This window comes from Bacillus sp. JJ722 (genome assembly GCF_036963345.1).
Classification (GTDB): domain Bacteria; phylum Bacillota; class Bacilli; order Bacillales; family DSM-1321; genus Bacillus_AD.
The window spans coordinates 1-15,990 of record NZ_JBALMO010000181.1 but is presented as its reverse complement, the minus strand read 5'-3'; the positions used below and the strand labels follow the sequence as shown (position 1 = coordinate 15,990).

Sequence of the window (15,990 nt, the reverse complement as noted above, 5' to 3'; positions counted from 1 at the left end):
AGAACGATAATCCCCAGTTATATTTTCTCAAAAAGCAAAAATACACTAAAATAGCCATTGACAAACTATTTTTAATATTTATAAAATTAGACTACAGTCTATGAAAAAGTTAACGCTTACATTTATTAAAAAAACAAATGAATAGAAAGGAGAATAGCCCTTACAAAATCGTGTCGTAGTCATTTTTTAGAATTTATCTTTAAGGAACATACAGTCTAATACAATAGTTTACAGCTATTTCAACCCCTTTTGAACTCTGCTCATATTCCACCTCTTGTTAAACTTTCATGGCTTAATACGAAAGCTATCTAGAAACAGTAACAATAATTGAAGTGAACGAATTAAATACCATAACTCTTTGCATTAGTAAAAGGAAGGTATCGCTATCATTTTACAACATACTAACAATAGAAATATTAACATTCATATTTATTATGCAATCTAAATTCGAATTTGGAGGAGCCATTTATGAATCAATCAATAAAAGCTATTGAAAAGAGTACCATTAATAAAACGATGAAACGTATTCTTCCTTTTATTTTAATTCTTTATACTATTGCCTATTTAGATCGAGTAAACCTAGGTTTTGCTGCTCTACAAATGAATGCTGAATTAGCTTTAACCGCAGAAGTATTTGGGCTACTCTCAGGTATTTTCTTTGTCGGTTATTTCTTTTTTGAAGTTCCCAGTAATATGATTATGCATAAAGTTGGAGCTCGTGTTTGGATTGCACGAATTATGATTTCTTGGGGTATTATCGTAGTATTAACCGGTTTTGTACAATCAGCTACTCATTTATATATTTTACGATTCTTATTAGGGGTGGCAGAAGCAGGTTTTTTCCCAGGTATTATTCTTTATTTAACGTATTGGTTTAGAAAGCGTGAGCGTGGTCGTGCAACAGCTATCTTACTATTAGCCTTACCAATAGGAGGATTATTTGGTGCTCCACTATCAACTTGGATTATTGATAATATTTCTTGGTTTAACATGTCGGGATGGAGATGGATGTTTATTCTAGAAGGTTTACCGGCTATCTTATTAGGAATTATAGTTATTTTCTACTTAACAAATAAACCTTCTAATGCAAAATGGTTAGAAAAAGAAGAAATAGAATGGCTTGAAGATGAATTAGCCATCGAACAACAACTAAGTGCAAAAATCAATAAAGTTTCAAAGCTAGAAATGCTCAAAGATTTAAAGGTATGGAAACTTTCACTCTTCTACTTTGCAGGTTATACAGGAGTTTATGGCTTATCCTTTTGGATTCCAACCATCATTAAATCATTATCAGAGACATCAACAACCAATTTAGAAATCGGATGGTTAGCTATGATTCCATCGTTGGTAGGTATACCTGCCATATTGTTTGTAGGCTGGAATTCAGATCGGACGAATAAGCAAAAAGCACATTTAATTATTTGTCTACTTATCGCTATTGCTGGATTTATTGGATGTAGTTTATCGGAAGGCGTCTTTATGATGGTGCTTATGTTAACAATTACTTCCGCCGGATTATATGGATTTACTGGTTGTTTCTTTGCCTATTTAACTTTCTTCTTCACAGAATCTACAGCACCCGTTGGAATTGCACTTGTTAATTCATTTGCGGCTTTAGGTGGTTTCGTTGGACCAATGATTCTTGGACTAGTACCGTTTACGCAAGGTATGTTTGTTTTAGCTACATTACTTTTCATTGGCTTAATTGCGTTATTAAGATTAAAGCTAGACAAGAAGTCTGACACAATCCCAGAACTTAATGAAGCATCAAATATTCAAAATTAACATTAGAATCAATATTAATAAGGATAAGAAAGCAGATTCATGCTTTTCTTATCCTTTTTTGGTCCACATAATCCAAACACTGAATACCCTCTCATTACTTATCCAACAATATCAGAATTAAAAGATGTTTTGTCTTATTTCTGATGGGTAAACATATAATAGAATATTTCTTACTTATATGGACAATAAATCAGTTCAAGTTATGTAAAGGAGTGAGAAAAATGAATGCTGTCGAAAAAAGAAACTCTACCAAACACGATTCAACAGGAACTATAATAGGATCAATCATTTTTTTAATACTAGCTATTCTTGGATTAGGTGGAACGATTATGAGTGCATCACGTGTATATAACTTATACATGGATGGAAACGTAGAGTGGCAAATTATTTGGTCATTCTTCGGAATATTTATGCTAGCTTGGTTTATTTATTTCACATATGAATTATATCAACTTGTTAAATACAAAATTCTAAAGACTACAGCAAAGTGAGTTTGCCTTTGGGCTAAGTAAGATAGATGAAACTTCAATTCAGATGTATATTCAAGTCGTTCTATTAGAGCGGCTTTTTTATATGTTCATTTTAACCTCATTCATAATTGTTTGTATCAAATTAAGCGCAGGCTCTGAAAGTACCTCTTCCTTTCTTGTGCATATTGAAATAGGATTTTTCAATTCAATTCCCTCTACATGAACTTTCGCAACGTCACCACGGGCAATATATTCTTTCACTTCAAGAGATGAAACGTATGCCATTCCGTATCCTTCTATAACAGCTCTAATTGTTTCATTTAAGCCATTCATTTGTAAGCCAACAGTCGGTTGATTCACGTTATTTATTTTGCATAATGATAATAGTTTTTCTCTTGAAGAACTGCCCTCTTCTCGAAAAACAAATGGCTCACGCACAATCTCTGCTAATGTTACCTTTTTTGAAGCTAACTTATGATCTTTATACACCACAAACCACATTTCATCCTCGAACAATTCCTTACTGCTAATAAATGGATGAACATCCTTTCTCCCACCGATGAATGCGATCTCTGCTTCATAATTGATTATTTGATCAATCGCTTTACTCGAATTAGTTGTCGTTAATTCTATTCCAACTTCAGGGTATCTTTGTTTATACCTTGCTAGCCATTTTGGTAATAGAAAATTTGCTGGAAGATATGTTGCAACAATGCGCAGCTTTCCAATGAGTCCATTCTTATATTGTTCAATAAATGCTTCTATTTCTGCTTCTAGAGAAAACAATCTTCTCGTTTGTTTAGCAAGTTGTATGCCTGCTTCTGCTAGTAAAATTCCTCTACCTTTTGGTGCTAATAAAATTAAACCTAATTCTTGTTCTAATTTTTTTATTTGTGCTGTTACAGCGGGTTGACTTAAATTAAGTTCCTCTGCGGCACGAGTAACATTTCTTTTTTCAGCGACTATATGAAATAGTCTCAATGCATGAAGATTCATCTTTCACCTCGGTATTCATAAATATAAGTTATCAATACTAAAGAAATATATATTAGATTTATTAATAATTCTCCCTTATTCTAAAATTACAAAAAATCATTCGCAATTAAATTTTTAATGGAGAGGTGAAAGGATCAAGATGGGATCCCAGATAATGATGAAATATGTCTGTATGGATTGTGGTAAAGAACTGCCTTCGAACGAGTTTCACTATTACTGTACATGTGGTGGATTAATTGATATCGTGCATGATTTTCGTCGATATGATGCCGATTGTTTGAAACGTTTATTTCATGAACGTCTTTCTGAACGCATGACCCCTTATGCAAGTGGGGTATGGAGGTACAAAGAGTTAATCTATCCTGAGTTACCCGATGACTATATTGTAACAAAATTTGAAGGGAATACAGGTTTATACACTTCTGAATTACTACAAAACTATACCGGGCTTAAACAAGTTCTTGTAAAGGCACAAAGCGAGAACCCTAGTGGTTCATTCAAGGATAATGGTATGACTGTTGCCGTTTCTCATGGTAAATCATTAGGACATAAGCTGTTTACTTGCACTTCAACTGGAAATACTTCATCTTCTTTAGCGATGTATGCGTCAATTGCTAATGTAAATTCCTGCGTTTTCGTTCCAGATAAAGATATATCAATCAATAAAGTCTTACAGACATTAGCTTATGGTGCAAAAGTTTTTAGTTTTGACGGGACTTATGATGACGGCATTCAATTTCTAGAGAAATATAGCAATGATCTCGGATTGTACGTATGTAATTCAATCAATCCATTTAGAATTGAAGGACAGAAAAGTATAATTTATGAAATAGCACAGTATTTAAACTGGCAATTACCTGAATGGATAATCGTACCTGGAGGGGCATTAAGTAATGCGACAGCTTTAGGTAAAGGATTACAGGATTTATTTACGCTAGGTTTTATAAATAAAATGCCAAAGGTTGCAATTGTTCAAGCAGAGGGTGCCAGTCCATTTCATAAAATGTTGCTTCAAGAAAAGAATGAACTTAAGCCTGAGCCTTTTCCAAATACTAGAGCTTCTGCATTGAACATTGGTAATCCACCAAGTTGGAAAAAAGCACTTCGCACCATCATTCAAACAGAAGGAATAACAATTTCAGTAACGGATGAGGAAATTCTTAACGCCAAAGCGATTATCGATAAAAGTGGTATTGGTTGTGAACCTGCTTCGGCAGCAACAATTGCGGGACTCCGTCATTTAGTCTCCCAGAAGTTAATTGATAAAGAAGAATCTGTATTATGTATTCTAACAGGAAATATTCTAAAGGATACAGATGTATTAAAGCATTATCACTTTGGAGAACATGCCAATGCATCATTTAAAAATACAATCCAACGATCCGAATTAACAATAAACAGCATTAGGAAGTGTACAAATAGGTTAGTTTAAAATAGTAAAAAACATCTCCCTATCCACAACGATTTGATGGATGAGAAGATGTTTTTTATTAATAAGACTGTCAATTAAGACAGCTTCTTATAACGTTTTTTCATTCATTGACTAATGTGTATCGCTCATTTAACTTTTCTTGATGTGCCTGAAAAATATCATCAAGCTTTATATCATATTTGTTAGCAATTACAATAATGTTACCGAGTACGTCCCCTAGCTCTTCAATAACTTCTTGTTTTTTCTCATTATATGTACCATCCATTTCATCTGGTCGATCTCTTCCGATTTCTAAAGCTCTAATAGCTCTAGCTACTTCGCCCGTTTCTTCAGCTAAGAATCCAATACGAATGAAGATGTCTAGATTCGACCATCCTCTTGACTCATAGTACTCTTTTACCCAAAGTTGAAATTCATTTACATCCATAATAAATCTCCTTTGCTCTCATTATTTAGAAAGTTCCATAGATAATCATACACTATAATACTTATCGTGAAATGAAAGGATGGATACAGAAAGCAATACAAAAAAGGGGCTGTCTGAAAAGTGATTTTCAATCACTTTTCGGACACCCCTTAAAGTTTCACTCTACTTCATTAACTGTTCTAAATGATCAAAGAAATTAGGATAAGAAACAGCTACCGCTTCTGCATCCTCTAAAATCACTTCTCCTTGTGCGATTGTTGCAGCAATTGCAAGCATCATGCCAATGCGGTGATCCCCATAACTATTAACCGTTCCTCCTGAAAGTGGTGTTTTACCTTTAATGATCATGCCATCTTCAGTTGCAGTAATATCTGCTCCTAGTTTAGTTAGCTCTGAAACAACTGTATCGATACGATTTGTTTCTTTCACTTTTAACTCTTTAGCATCAGAAATAATGGTTGTTCCTTCTGCTTGTGTAGCCATTAATGCGATAATCGGTATTTCATCGATTAAACGCGGTATGATATCTCCATTAATTTCAGTCCCCTTTAAATTCGAGGTACCAATTTCGATATCACCAAATGGTTCTGAAGAATGATTTTCATTAATTATGATAAAGTCCGCACCCATCGCTCGTAACACATCAATGATACCTGACCTTGTTTCATTTAAGCCGACATTTTTCAACAGTATACGGCTATTTGGTACAATGGCACCGGCCGTTAAGAAGAACGCTGCCGATGAAATATCTCCTGGAACTGTTAAATCCGTACCGGTAAGTTTTTGATTACCTTCAATTGTTATCGTTCGGTCATTCGTATTAACCTGCACACCGAACATTTGAAGCATTGTTTCGGTATGATTTCTTGTTTTCGCAGGTTCAATTACTGTCGTTTCACCTTCAGCTTGCAATCCTGCAAGTAGAATAGATGACTTCACTTGCGCACTTGCTACTGGTAATTCATACGTAATTCCTTTAAGTTTCCCTCCTCGAACACTAAGAGGTGTATATTTCCCCTGCTCTCTACCTTCAATATTCGCCCCCATTTGACGTAATGGTTCAACGACTCGAGTCATCGGTCTTTTCGCAATTGAAGCATCACCAGCTAGAACTGAATGATAAGGTAAACCAGATAATATACCTGTCATTAAGCGAATGGTAGTACCACTGTTTCCTACATCAAGTAGTTCTTGTGCTTCTTGTAATCCGTGTACCCCTTTGCCTTCAACGGTCACATTTGTTCCATCTTGCTGTATAGCTACACCAAGTTTTTGAAAACATGAAATAGTACTTAAACAATCTTCTCCCGCTAAGAAATTTCGAATGGTTGTTGTTCCCTCAGCAATCGAACCAAACATGATTGCCCGATGCGAAATAGATTTATCTCCTGGAATTTCAATTGTGCCTTGTAAAGATGTTACATTTGTGATCATTCTCCTATTTGTCATACCCGATTCCTCTCTCTTCTTCTACATAATATATACGCCATAATTTGTTTGCTTCATAATACATTCTTCCGCTTTCTTACGATCTTCTTCACATTGGAACGAAATCACTAACACACCGTATATTTCTTCTCTCGTTTCTATAATTCTAATATTAATGATACTAATTCTTTCCTCAGCTAAGTATCCTGTAATTTCTGAGATAATACCCGGATAATCCGGAATATCTACGTACAAATCATAGAAAGAAGGAATAGCTCCTTGTGAACGGTTTGGAAGTTCATCTCGGAATGCTTTAGCACTAGCGAAGAATTCATATATATGATCACTATCACTCTTCTTAATATAATCTTTTACCTTCACCATCTGTTCAACCCAATCATCCATTAAGGACAATAACACGTCGCGATTATGAATTAAAATGTCGCGCCACATTTCAGGGTTGCTTGATGCAATTCTGGTAATGTCTCGAAATCCACCAGCAGCTAATCTAGTTACAAGATTATGTTCCAACTCTGAATCCTGAGCACTATGAACAAGGCTTGCCGCAATGATATGAGGAAAATGACTGATTACTCCTGTTAACTGATCATGAACTGTAGGCGCTAGTACGATGAATTTCGCTTTCGTACCTCTTAGCCACATTTTTAATTCAGCAACTTTTCTTTCCTCTATCTCTGATGTGGGAGTTAAAATATAAAACGCATTTTCGAATAACAGAGCTTTAGCTGCTGCCGGACCACTTTTATGAGAACCCGCCATTGGATGCCCTCCAATAAAGGTGATCCCTTTCTCAGTAAGACTCGAAGCAATCTCAGTGATTTTTGTTTTCGTACTACCTAAATCAGTCACAATTACATTCGACTTTAAAGAATAACTAGCTAATATAGGTAAAAGCTCTTCCGTTTGTTTAACCGGCGTTCCTATAATTATTAAATCAGCTTGCTCAGCACACTCCTTCATCGATGTACATATCTCATCTATTAAGCCGAGTGACTTGGAAAGCTGTAAACCACTTTCATTAATATCATACCCCGTAACAGTAACATCTTTAAACGTACTCTTTATAGCTAAAGCAACTGATCCACCAATTAGGCCAAGACCAATTACAAACACATTCCCTCGCAAATCTGCTCTCCCCTTTGACGTTTAACTTTTAACTTCTGAATTTCGTGTCGCTAAATAAGTACGTATTTCAGCTATAATATTTGCATTTTGCTCTTCAGTACCTATTGTCACTCGAATAAAGGTTGGGAAGCCTAGTGCTTTACCGCTTCGAATAATAAATCCTTTACTCATTAAATAGTGAAACACTTCATCACTGTCTTCATTAACATCTATTAAGATAAAATTCCCTTGTGAAGGATAATAAAATAGTCCTTCTTCTTTACAAAAGTCATAGTATTGCTGCATTCCTTCACGGTTCTTCTCTCTACAGTCTTTCACAAACGCTTGATCTTCAAGTGCTGCAACTGCAATTAATTGTGCTAATGTGTTTACATTAAAAGGTTCTCTAAGTGGCTCAAGCTTTGTTGTAACTTCTTTTGAAGCAATACCATAACCTACTCGGAAACTAGCTAAACCATATATCTTTGAAAAAGTATGAAGAATGACAAGATTCGAATATTTATTTAATAGCGCTGTACTATTTGGATAATCATCAGCTACAACATATTCAGAATAGGCTTCATCCAGCACTACTAATACACCTTGAGGTACTTGATCTAAGAATTTTATTAATTCTTGTTCTGTAATGTAGATACCTGTCGGATTATTCGGAGTACATACCCAAACAACTGACGTATTCTCATCTATCGCTGCTATCATAGCATCTAAATCATGTTTACCATCCTTTAATGGTACTTCTCTAATTTCAGCCTTTTCTACAATCGCATTATGCTTGTATTGAGAGAAAGTAGGTGTTGCCATTACAGTATTTACACCTGGCTCTAATAACGCTCTTGCAATCATTGCAATAATTTCATCCGATCCATTCCCAAGAATGACCTGTTCTTTAGGAAGTCCAATATGTTTTGTTAAAGCTCCTTTTAACAGATTTGCACTTCCATCAGGATATAGAGCATAATTTGATGATGAAGTAAGTAAAGCTTCCTTAGCATGTAAAGAATATCCATATGGGTTTTCATTACTTGCTAATTTTGTAACTTGCTCTAATCCATATGTTTTTTTAACCTCTTCAATTGTTCTTCCCGGTGTATAAGCTTTTAAGTTAAGAATATTGTTTTTCCATTTCATGGTCATTCTTCCCCCTCTATCTTTTTATCAAATTAAAGCACGAAAACTATGTTCGTTGTAACACCTTTTGAAATGAATTCGTGCATAATGTCTAAAAAGGCATTCTATCATTTATGTGTACTAAAAAATAAACGAAAACACCCATTTTCGGGTGTCATTTATTCGTTAAATCTGGACGTAAAACTACCGCTTTACGAAGATACACATGTTCAATTTCGGTTTGTGCTTTATCTGTATTCCAATGCAACATGATTCGAATGCATTTTTCTAACGAGTTGGTTACAGGAATCTCACGTACGCACATTACCGGAACATATCGCCAACCTTCTACTCGCCTTAACGCTTTTGCCGGAAATGTCGCGGTTAATTCTTCCGTCATCGATATAATACAAGAGCATACATCTTCAGGTTGAATCGCGTTACTTTCAATCATTTCCACTAGCATTTCTTCCGTACTTGCTACTATTTCCTGCTCATCATTTTGATTGACAGTCGTTGCTCCGCGTACTCCTCTTAACATTCTCTTCCCTCCTTATTACTGAAGATAACTTATTCAATAATGTGCATTCTTATACAAAATACTTTTTCAAGCAATTCAAGACTTCATCATCATTTAATTGAATAGTTGTTGGTTCTCCAATCTTATTTAATACAACAAACTTAATTTCCGAACTCGTTGTTTTCTTATCTTTTTTCATGCTACGTAATAAATCATCATGATCTAATGGCGGTAATACAGTAGAATAACCCAATTTCTTTACCCAAGTTATGAAGTTTTCAATATCAAAATCAAGACCCGCTTTTTCCATACTCATTTTCAAAGCAAAAATCATTCCAATTAAGACCGCTTCACCATGGGTTGTTTTTCCATATCCAAAATTCGCTTCGATACTATGACCCAATGTATGTCCGAAATTTAAATATTCACGAACACCAAGCTCTCTTTCATCTTGTTTAACAATTGCAGCTTTAATACCAATACCTTTTGTAATAACTTGAGCAAGAACATCTCCCGATAACTCTTGCAAACTTTGAATATTAGAATGCATCCAGTTAAAGAAATTCTCGTCTTGTATTAACCCATGTTTAATCGCTTCTGAAAATCCTGAACGAAGCTCTTTCTCTGGTAACGACTGCAATAAGCTCCAATCATAGAAAACCGCTTCTGGTTGATGAAAAGCACCAACCATATTTTTCCCTAGCGGATGATTGATCGCTACTTTACCACCAACAGCGCTATCATGTGCTAATAGAGTGGTCGGAATTCCAATAAAACGAATTCCTCTCATGAACGTAGCTGCAACGAATCCTGCTAAATCCCCTACAGCGCCACCACCTAAAGCTAAGATAATAGATTTACGATTCACATTACCCTCTAACCCATCTCGGTGACATTGCTCAAATACAGAAAATGTTTTTGCACTTTCACCACTTGGGACAACGCTGACCACAATGTCTTTAAAATGTGGAGCAAGAATATCTTGCAGTTTAGCAAGATATAATGGCGCCACTGTTGCATCTGAAATAATCCAAATTTTCGATAATGGTTGAAGTTTTGTCTTAATAAACTCAGGTAAATCTTTCAATATTTCGCTACCGATTACAACCGGATATGTTTTAGATGATGTTTCAATCGTTAGCTGATTCATTCTTAAAACTCCTTTAATTGTTGTCGATATTGCTCGATGTAATTAGCTAATCCTGAGAATGTATCACTTGGGAATTGATCCACAATTGCTGCTGCAAGCTCCCATGCTATAACCGCTTCAGCTACAACTGCTGCTGCTGGAACAGCACAAGCATCTGAACGTTCAATGCTTGCTGTGAATTCTTCTTTCGTATTGATATCTACACTTCTTAAAGGTTTATATAATGTTGGAATTGGCTTCATTACGCCTCTAACAACAATCGGCATACCAGATGTCATGCCACCTTCAAATCCACCTAATCTATTTGAGAGACGGTAGTAGCCTCTTTCCTTACTCCATGCAATTTCATCATGGACTTCACTACCAAATCGATCTGCAACTTCAAAGCCCATCCCAATCTCTACACCTTTGAAAGCATTAATGCTTACGATTGCAGCAGCTAATTTGGCATCTAATTTGCGATCATAATGCACATAGCTTCCAACACCAGCTGGCATGCCTTCGACAATTACTTCGACAATACCTCCAATTGAATCTCCGTTTGCTTTCGCTTGGTCGATAGCGTCCATCATTTGTTGTCCTGTTTCTGCATCTAAGCAACGTACAGGAGACTCTTCTGTAATTTGTTGTAATTGCTCGATACTATCATAAGCGACGTTCTTCGCTTCCACTCCACCAATTTTCACAACGTGAGAGCCAACTTTAATGCCTAGCTTCGATAGTAATTGTTTCGCTACCGCTCCTGCCGCAACGCGTACTGTTGTTTCACGAGCTGACGATCGTTCTAATATATTACGTAAGTCACGATGCCCATACTTTAAACCGCCATTTAGGTCAGCATGCCCTGGACGAGGTCTTGATACTGTACGAGCAATCGTTTCAGCTTCCTCATCTGAAATAGGTTCAATACCCATGATTTTTGTCCAATGTTTCCAATCATTATTTTCAACAACTAAACAAACAGGAGAACCAAGGGTTTTCCCATGACGTACTCCTCCTGTGATGTTAACTGTATCCTTTTCAATTACCATTCTTCTTCCACGACCATGACCTTTTTGACGGCGAGCTAGATCTGCATTTATATCTTCAGTAGAAAGTGGTAATCCTGCTGGCAAGCCTTCGATAATAGTTGTCAACTGCGGTCCGTGTGATTCACCTGATGTTAAATAACGCAATGAATTCATCCCCTTTTTAGCGCTGTAAAGCTTTTATGTAATACAATATAACACAAACTAAGTTTGCTGTAACAAAAAATGCATTAAAAAATTATTTATTTTACTTTTTTCGATAAAAAAATGTATCTTCTGTTTCTAGATTATACTGTGCCGCACTGAATATTTGCTCCGTACTACCTACAAAAAATACACCATCTGACTTCAAAGCATCACTAAACTTTACATACAACATATCTTTCGCTTCTTCTGTAAAATAAATTAACACATTCCTACATACAATAAGGTCAAAATTACTTTCAAAAGCATCAGCTAATAGATTATGCTTTTTAAACGTAACAGCTTGATTAATCTCATTGGTAACTTTATAGTAGTCACCATTTTTCTCAAAATACTTTCTCTTCATTTCAGTCGGAAGCTCATTAAGAGACCTTTCATGATATAAACCCATTTTAGCTCGTGCTAGAACATCTTCGTCTAAATCAGTAGCTAAAATTGAAACCTTAGAAAGTGGCATATGCTTCGCAATAACCATTGCTAATGTATAAGGCTCCTCACCAGTTGAGCATGCTGCACTCCAAACTTTCAAACGGTCTGTTTTCTGAACTAAGCGTGGTAATATTTTCTGGTCAAGTACATCCCAGCGTTTTCCGTTTCGATAAAATTCTGAAACATTAATTGTCATACGATCAAGGAATTCATTCAATCCATTTGAATCATTTGCAATGTATTGGAAATAATCACCGAAGTTCCTATATCCTTTCTTCTCATAAAGCGATGTTAACCTGCGCTTCATTTGTGCTTCCTTGTATAATTGTAAATCAATTCCTGTTAACTTCTTTATTCTGCTGATAAAATCTTGATAATCATTAATCATCAAAAACCCTACTCTCCTAACCATCCAATTGAAAATATCTTTTTAATATAACGATAAGATACAAATAAGTTTTATTTTTTAAAATTTTCTTTTAATTTATATAACAGTATAGTTACTCACTCTATCATAATATATCTAAATCAATTTTTGCATATGTATTAGTGGATTTTTTGGACATTATTATGAGAAAAACCATCACCAATCCAGTTAAATCGTATTGCATAAAAAAGCATCCCTATGTTAATTAAATATAAACTACTAGTGCAAACTCGAAAAAAGAATCATGCTATTAGAAGCTATGTCTGTAAGATGCAAGTTTGGAATAAGTGCAAGATCCTATTATTCAAAGAAAGAGGCTACCAAAAAGCTCAACTTTTTGGTAGCCTCCTTTCGTTATGATTAATAAATCCACTCGTTCATTAATTTAGAATAATTTACTAACTCTTCCTCTTTGAAGAATAAGCCAATTTCGCGCACTGCGCTTTCTGGTGAGTCAGATCCATGAATGATGTTCTTTCCAACAGTAGCTGCAAAGTCACCTCTTATTGTGCCTGGTGCAGAATCTTTTGGATTAGTTGCCCCCATCATTGTACGTGCTGTAGCGATTACATTTTCACCTTGCCATACCATTGCAAATACTGGACCAGATGTAATGAATTCTACTAGTTCACCAAAGAAAGGACGCTCCTTGTGCTCACCGTAATGTTGCTCTGCTAATTCAGTAGGAATTTGCATTAATTTAGCGCCTACTAATTGAAAGCCTTTCTTCTCAAAACGTGCAACTATTTCCCCTATTAATTGACGTTGAACTCCATCAGGTTTAACCATTAAAAAAGTTTTCTCCATGTTGAATCCACTCCTTATACGTATGAGTTTTTAGAAAATACAAAACAATCCACAAATGATAGTAACATTGTTTTACATTTTTCGCAACTCAGAAGCAGAATCTCGTTAAAACTTTCGTTTTCCTATATATTTCGCAATATCGTTCAGATTTTTTCGAGCTTTAATACTCGGTAAACCTTCTAATTCTTTAAACGCTTTCTGCAAGTATTGATCACTCATCTTAATAGACTGCTCAATTGCTCCAGATTTTTTAATTGAATCTATAATGCTAGCCATAGCATTATCATCAATTTCTTCATATACCGTCTCAATTTGTTTTCGTAAATCCGCATCACGCATGGCAATGAGAGCAGGTAAAGTAATGTTTCCTTGCTTTAAATCACCACCAGCTGGCTTTCCTAATGTTTTCTCTGTAGCAGTAAAATCCAAGATATCATCAATAATCTGATACGACATACCTACATAATAGCCAAATCGAAACAGCTTCTTGTGAATATTTTCATCAGCACCTGCTGCAATAGCTCCTAATTGACAGCTGGTAGCAATTAGTAAGGCAGTCTTCCGTTTTATTCGTCTAAAATATGTTCTTAAATTTTGGTTAAATAAGTACTTATCACGGATTTGCTCAATTTCACCCAAACATAATTCAACCATCATTTTAGACAATAATTGGTGCGCTTCCGGTTTTTTTACCGTTGTAATCAATTCTAACGCCTGTGCAAAAATATAATCACCAGTATACATGGCCACTCGATTGTTCCATTTAGATTGAATCGTAGGTGCACCTCTTCGCGTCAATGCTTCATCAATAACATCATCATGAACAAGTGAAGCCATATGAATTAATTCTAAAGAAGCAGCTACTTTCTTTATTACATCGATATCATAATCCCCAAATTTAGCAGCTAACAACACAAATACTGGGCGTATACGTTTTCCTCCTGCTTGTAGCAAATGCAAACAAGCCTCTTGTAGAAGGGGATCTTCCGCTTGAATGCTTACTTCTAGCTCTTTTTCTATTGTTTGTAAATCACCGTTTAAAAAAGAAGACAACATTTTAAATTTCATACATTCCACCCAGCTCTATTTTCATCAAAGTACATCATTATTTTGCTTTATAACCGTAGTGAGTAGCAGCTACTCCACCCGTATGGGCTTTAAAAGTCACTTTTTCAAAACCTGCTTTTCCAAACATTGCAGCTAATTCTTTCATACCCGGAAAGTCTGAAGCTGATTCTTGAAGCCACGAATATTCATCATAACTTTTCGCAAACATTTTCCCAAACAAAGGCATGATATGTTTAAAGTAAAAATAATACCCTTGTTTAAAGCCTATCATCGTTGGTTGCGATGTTTCCAAACAAACAGCCAATCCTCCTGGCTTTAGAACACGATGCATTTCTCTTAGCACTGTTAGATAGTCAGGAACATTTCTAAGGCCAAAGCCAATTGTTACATAATCAAATGTGTTGTCTTTAAATGGTAGCTCCATTGCATTACCATGTATTAAATCAACATTTTTCAACTGTAATTCTTGGACTTTCTCTTCTCCAACACTTAACATATTTTTACTAAAGTCTAAACCCGTTACATGCCCTTCCGTTCCAACAGCGTTAGCCATCGCAATTGTCCAATCAGCTGTTCCACAACATACATCTAAAGCCTTTGATCCTCTCTGCACATTCATTGTTTTCATTGTATTATTGCGCCATTTTACATGCTGCTGAAAACTAATTACTGAGTTCATTTTATCGTAATTTTGTGATATTTTTTCAAAAACCTTGTGCACTTTTTCTTCTTTTGTTTGTTGCATAATTTTACCCTTCCTCCGCCAATGAGTTTACTTTCCACTCATCTTCCAAAAGTGTTGTTTTAAATAACGACAATGTACTTGCTTTTATCGGTGAAAGCACATTTAATTCTTTAATACAAGCTTGATAAATCTGATTGATATGTTTATCTACAACAGAAACTAATGAAGATTTTTCCGTTTGCGTAAGTTGCGCTTCTTCTTTAGCAAACAAAATTTGAGCGAACATCTCATAAACATAGGATGAACGATTAGATTTAAAAGTTACTCTTTCTTTTTGCAGACGATTTAAAAGTAAATATTGCTCTATAAACCGTTTATTTGTCTTAAGGCTAAAACAATCTGCCACCTTCACAATAAGCGAAGATTCAATAACTTGAATCGTTTGTAACAAGGCTTGTTCATCAGTAAAATCATGTTGAAGATATATAATTTTTTGTTGATTAATATCTTTCGTACCTTCTGCTAAAGAACGAATTAATTCAATATTTTCTAATTGCGACAAAATATAATAATACAAACCACTATAATAATCTCCAGCTAATACAGTCAATTGGCGATTCTTTAATATTTCAGGCTTACCTTTAGCCGGAGACGTAGACACATTATCATGAGTATCTAAAGCCGTTTGAATAAGCATTGTTGCCGTTATATATTGATCTCTTTCTTCATCCGATATATCCAGCTCTTGAAACAACAATATAAGCAAAAACAATTTTTTCTCTTCAATCATTGGCTCAGAAAGAAAACGTCGAAGATAAGGATGAAATGCTTTAGTAATGATATGGTTATGTAATTGTTTACTATAATCGTAAATATTGTTC

The 15,990-nt window shown here is 35.2% G+C and carries 16 protein-coding genes; 3 read left to right on the top strand and 13 right to left on the bottom strand.

Features of this window, described 5'->3' with window-relative positions; genetic code table 11:
• Positions 1-468 precede the first annotated feature (468 nt).
• Both V7014_RS19800 and V7014_RS19795 read left to right on the top strand, forming a co-directional pair.
• Positions 469-1,785, top strand: coding sequence for an MFS transporter (locus V7014_RS19800; protein WP_335509550.1), 1,317 nt, complete (start codon positions 469-471; stop codon positions 1,783-1,785).
• 221 nt (positions 1,786-2,006) lie between these two features.
• Positions 2,007-2,276: a hypothetical protein gene (locus V7014_RS19795; protein WP_335509548.1), complete on the top strand. Its 270-nt coding sequence runs from the start codon at positions 2,007-2,009 to the stop codon at positions 2,274-2,276.
• A gap of 78 nt (positions 2,277-2,354) precedes the next feature.
• Here the strand turns inward: V7014_RS19795 and V7014_RS19790 are convergent, their stop codons facing one another.
• Positions 2,355-3,251, bottom strand: coding sequence for a LysR family transcriptional regulator (locus V7014_RS19790; RefSeq protein WP_335509546.1), 897 nt, complete (start codon positions 3,249-3,251; stop codon positions 2,355-2,357).
• Positions 3,252-3,408: 157 nt separating this feature from the next.
• Here V7014_RS19790 and thrC point away from each other — a divergent pair, with 157 nt between their 5' ends.
• Positions 3,409-4,683, top strand: coding sequence for a threonine synthase (thrC, locus tag V7014_RS19785; protein WP_335509578.1), 1,275 nt, complete (start codon positions 3,409-3,411; stop codon positions 4,681-4,683).
• A 100-nt stretch (positions 4,684-4,783) separates the two neighbouring features.
• Here the strand turns inward: thrC and V7014_RS19780 are convergent, their stop codons facing one another.
• The 12 genes from V7014_RS19780 to V7014_RS19725 all read right to left on the bottom strand — a co-directional run.
• Positions 4,784-5,110: a MazG-like family protein gene (locus tag V7014_RS19780; protein WP_335509545.1), complete on the bottom strand. Its 327-nt coding sequence runs from the start codon at positions 5,108-5,110 to the stop codon at positions 4,784-4,786.
• A 162-nt stretch (positions 5,111-5,272) separates the two neighbouring features.
• Complete coding sequence (gene aroA, locus V7014_RS19775; RefSeq protein ID WP_335509543.1) at positions 5,273-6,559, bottom strand: 3-phosphoshikimate 1-carboxyvinyltransferase; 1,287 nt, start codon at positions 6,557-6,559, stop codon at positions 5,273-5,275.
• Positions 6,560-6,580: 21 nt separating this feature from the next.
• Positions 6,581-7,684: a prephenate dehydrogenase gene (locus V7014_RS19770; RefSeq protein ID WP_335509541.1), complete on the bottom strand. Its 1,104-nt coding sequence runs from the start codon at positions 7,682-7,684 to the stop codon at positions 6,581-6,583.
• A 21-nt stretch (positions 7,685-7,705) separates the two neighbouring features.
• Entirely contained in the window at positions 7,706-8,812 is a 1,107-nt protein-coding gene (gene hisC / locus V7014_RS19765) for a histidinol-phosphate transaminase (protein WP_335509540.1), read from the bottom strand.
• 154 nt (positions 8,813-8,966) lie between these two features.
• Positions 8,967-9,332 carry a chorismate mutase gene (gene aroH, locus V7014_RS19760; protein ID WP_335509538.1) on the bottom strand — a complete coding sequence of 122 codons (366 nt, stop codon included), beginning with the start codon at positions 9,330-9,332 and terminating at the stop codon, positions 8,967-8,969.
• 49 nt (positions 9,333-9,381) lie between these two features.
• Positions 9,382-10,461 (bottom strand): 3-dehydroquinate synthase, encoded by a 1,080-nt coding sequence (gene aroB / locus V7014_RS19755; protein ID WP_335509536.1) that lies wholly within the window; start codon positions 10,459-10,461, stop codon positions 9,382-9,384.
• Positions 10,462-10,463: 2 nt separating this feature from the next.
• On the bottom strand, positions 10,464-11,636 hold the full coding sequence (aroC, locus tag V7014_RS19750; protein ID WP_335509533.1) for a chorismate synthase: 1,173 nt from the start codon (positions 11,634-11,636) through the stop codon (positions 10,464-10,466).
• Between the two features lie 100 nt (positions 11,637-11,736).
• Positions 11,737-12,507, bottom strand: a complete 771-nt coding sequence (locus tag V7014_RS19745; RefSeq protein WP_335509576.1) for a CheR family methyltransferase — start codon at positions 12,505-12,507, stop codon at positions 11,737-11,739.
• Positions 12,508-12,909: 402 nt separating this feature from the next.
• Complete coding sequence (gene ndk / locus V7014_RS19740) at positions 12,910-13,356, bottom strand: nucleoside-diphosphate kinase (protein WP_335509531.1); 447 nt, start codon at positions 13,354-13,356, stop codon at positions 12,910-12,912.
• Positions 13,357-13,461: 105 nt separating this feature from the next.
• Positions 13,462-14,424 carry a heptaprenyl diphosphate synthase component II gene (hepT, locus tag V7014_RS19735; protein ID WP_335509529.1) on the bottom strand — a complete coding sequence of 321 codons (963 nt, stop codon included), beginning with the start codon at positions 14,422-14,424 and terminating at the stop codon, positions 13,462-13,464.
• A gap of 37 nt (positions 14,425-14,461) precedes the next feature.
• On the bottom strand, positions 14,462-15,169 hold the full coding sequence (locus V7014_RS19730) for a demethylmenaquinone methyltransferase (RefSeq protein WP_335509527.1): 708 nt from the start codon (positions 15,167-15,169) through the stop codon (positions 14,462-14,464).
• Between the two features lie 4 nt (positions 15,170-15,173).
• A partial coding sequence (locus V7014_RS19725) for a heptaprenyl diphosphate synthase component 1 (protein WP_335509524.1) occupies positions 15,174-15,990 on the bottom strand: 817 nt, incomplete at its 5' end.

Bases quoted from the DNA above. Each gene is read 5' to 3' on its own strand.
- V7014_RS19800 (WP_335509550.1), top strand. From the start codon at position 469: ATGAATCAATCAATAAAAGCTATTGAAAAGAGTACCATTAATAAAACG.
- V7014_RS19795 (WP_335509548.1), top strand. From the start codon at position 2,007: ATGAATGCTGTCGAAAAAAGAAACTCTACCAAACACGATTCAACAGGA.
- V7014_RS19790 (WP_335509546.1), bottom strand. From the start codon at position 3,251: ATGAATCTTCATGCATTGAGACTATTTCATATAGTCGCTGAAAAAAGA.
- thrC (WP_335509578.1), top strand. From the start codon at position 3,409: ATGAAATATGTCTGTATGGATTGTGGTAAAGAACTGCCTTCGAACGAG.
- V7014_RS19780 (WP_335509545.1), bottom strand. From the start codon at position 5,110: ATGGATGTAAATGAATTTCAACTTTGGGTAAAAGAGTACTATGAGTCA.
- aroA (WP_335509543.1), bottom strand. From the start codon at position 6,559: ATGACAAATAGGAGAATGATCACAAATGTAACATCTTTACAAGGCACA.
- hisC (WP_335509540.1), bottom strand. From the start codon at position 8,812: ATGAAATGGAAAAACAATATTCTTAACTTAAAAGCTTATACACCGGGA.
- aroH (WP_335509538.1), bottom strand. From the start codon at position 9,332: ATGTTAAGAGGAGTACGCGGAGCAACGACTGTCAATCAAAATGATGAG.
- aroB (WP_335509536.1), bottom strand. From the start codon at position 10,461: ATGAATCAGCTAACGATTGAAACATCATCTAAAACATATCCGGTTGTA.
- ndk (WP_335509531.1), bottom strand. From the start codon at position 13,356: ATGGAGAAAACTTTTTTAATGGTTAAACCTGATGGAGTTCAACGTCAA.
- hepT (WP_335509529.1), bottom strand. From the start codon at position 14,424: ATGAAATTTAAAATGTTGTCTTCTTTTTTAAACGGTGATTTACAAACA.
- V7014_RS19730 (WP_335509527.1), bottom strand. From the start codon at position 15,169: ATGCAACAAACAAAAGAAGAAAAAGTGCACAAGGTTTTTGAAAAAATA.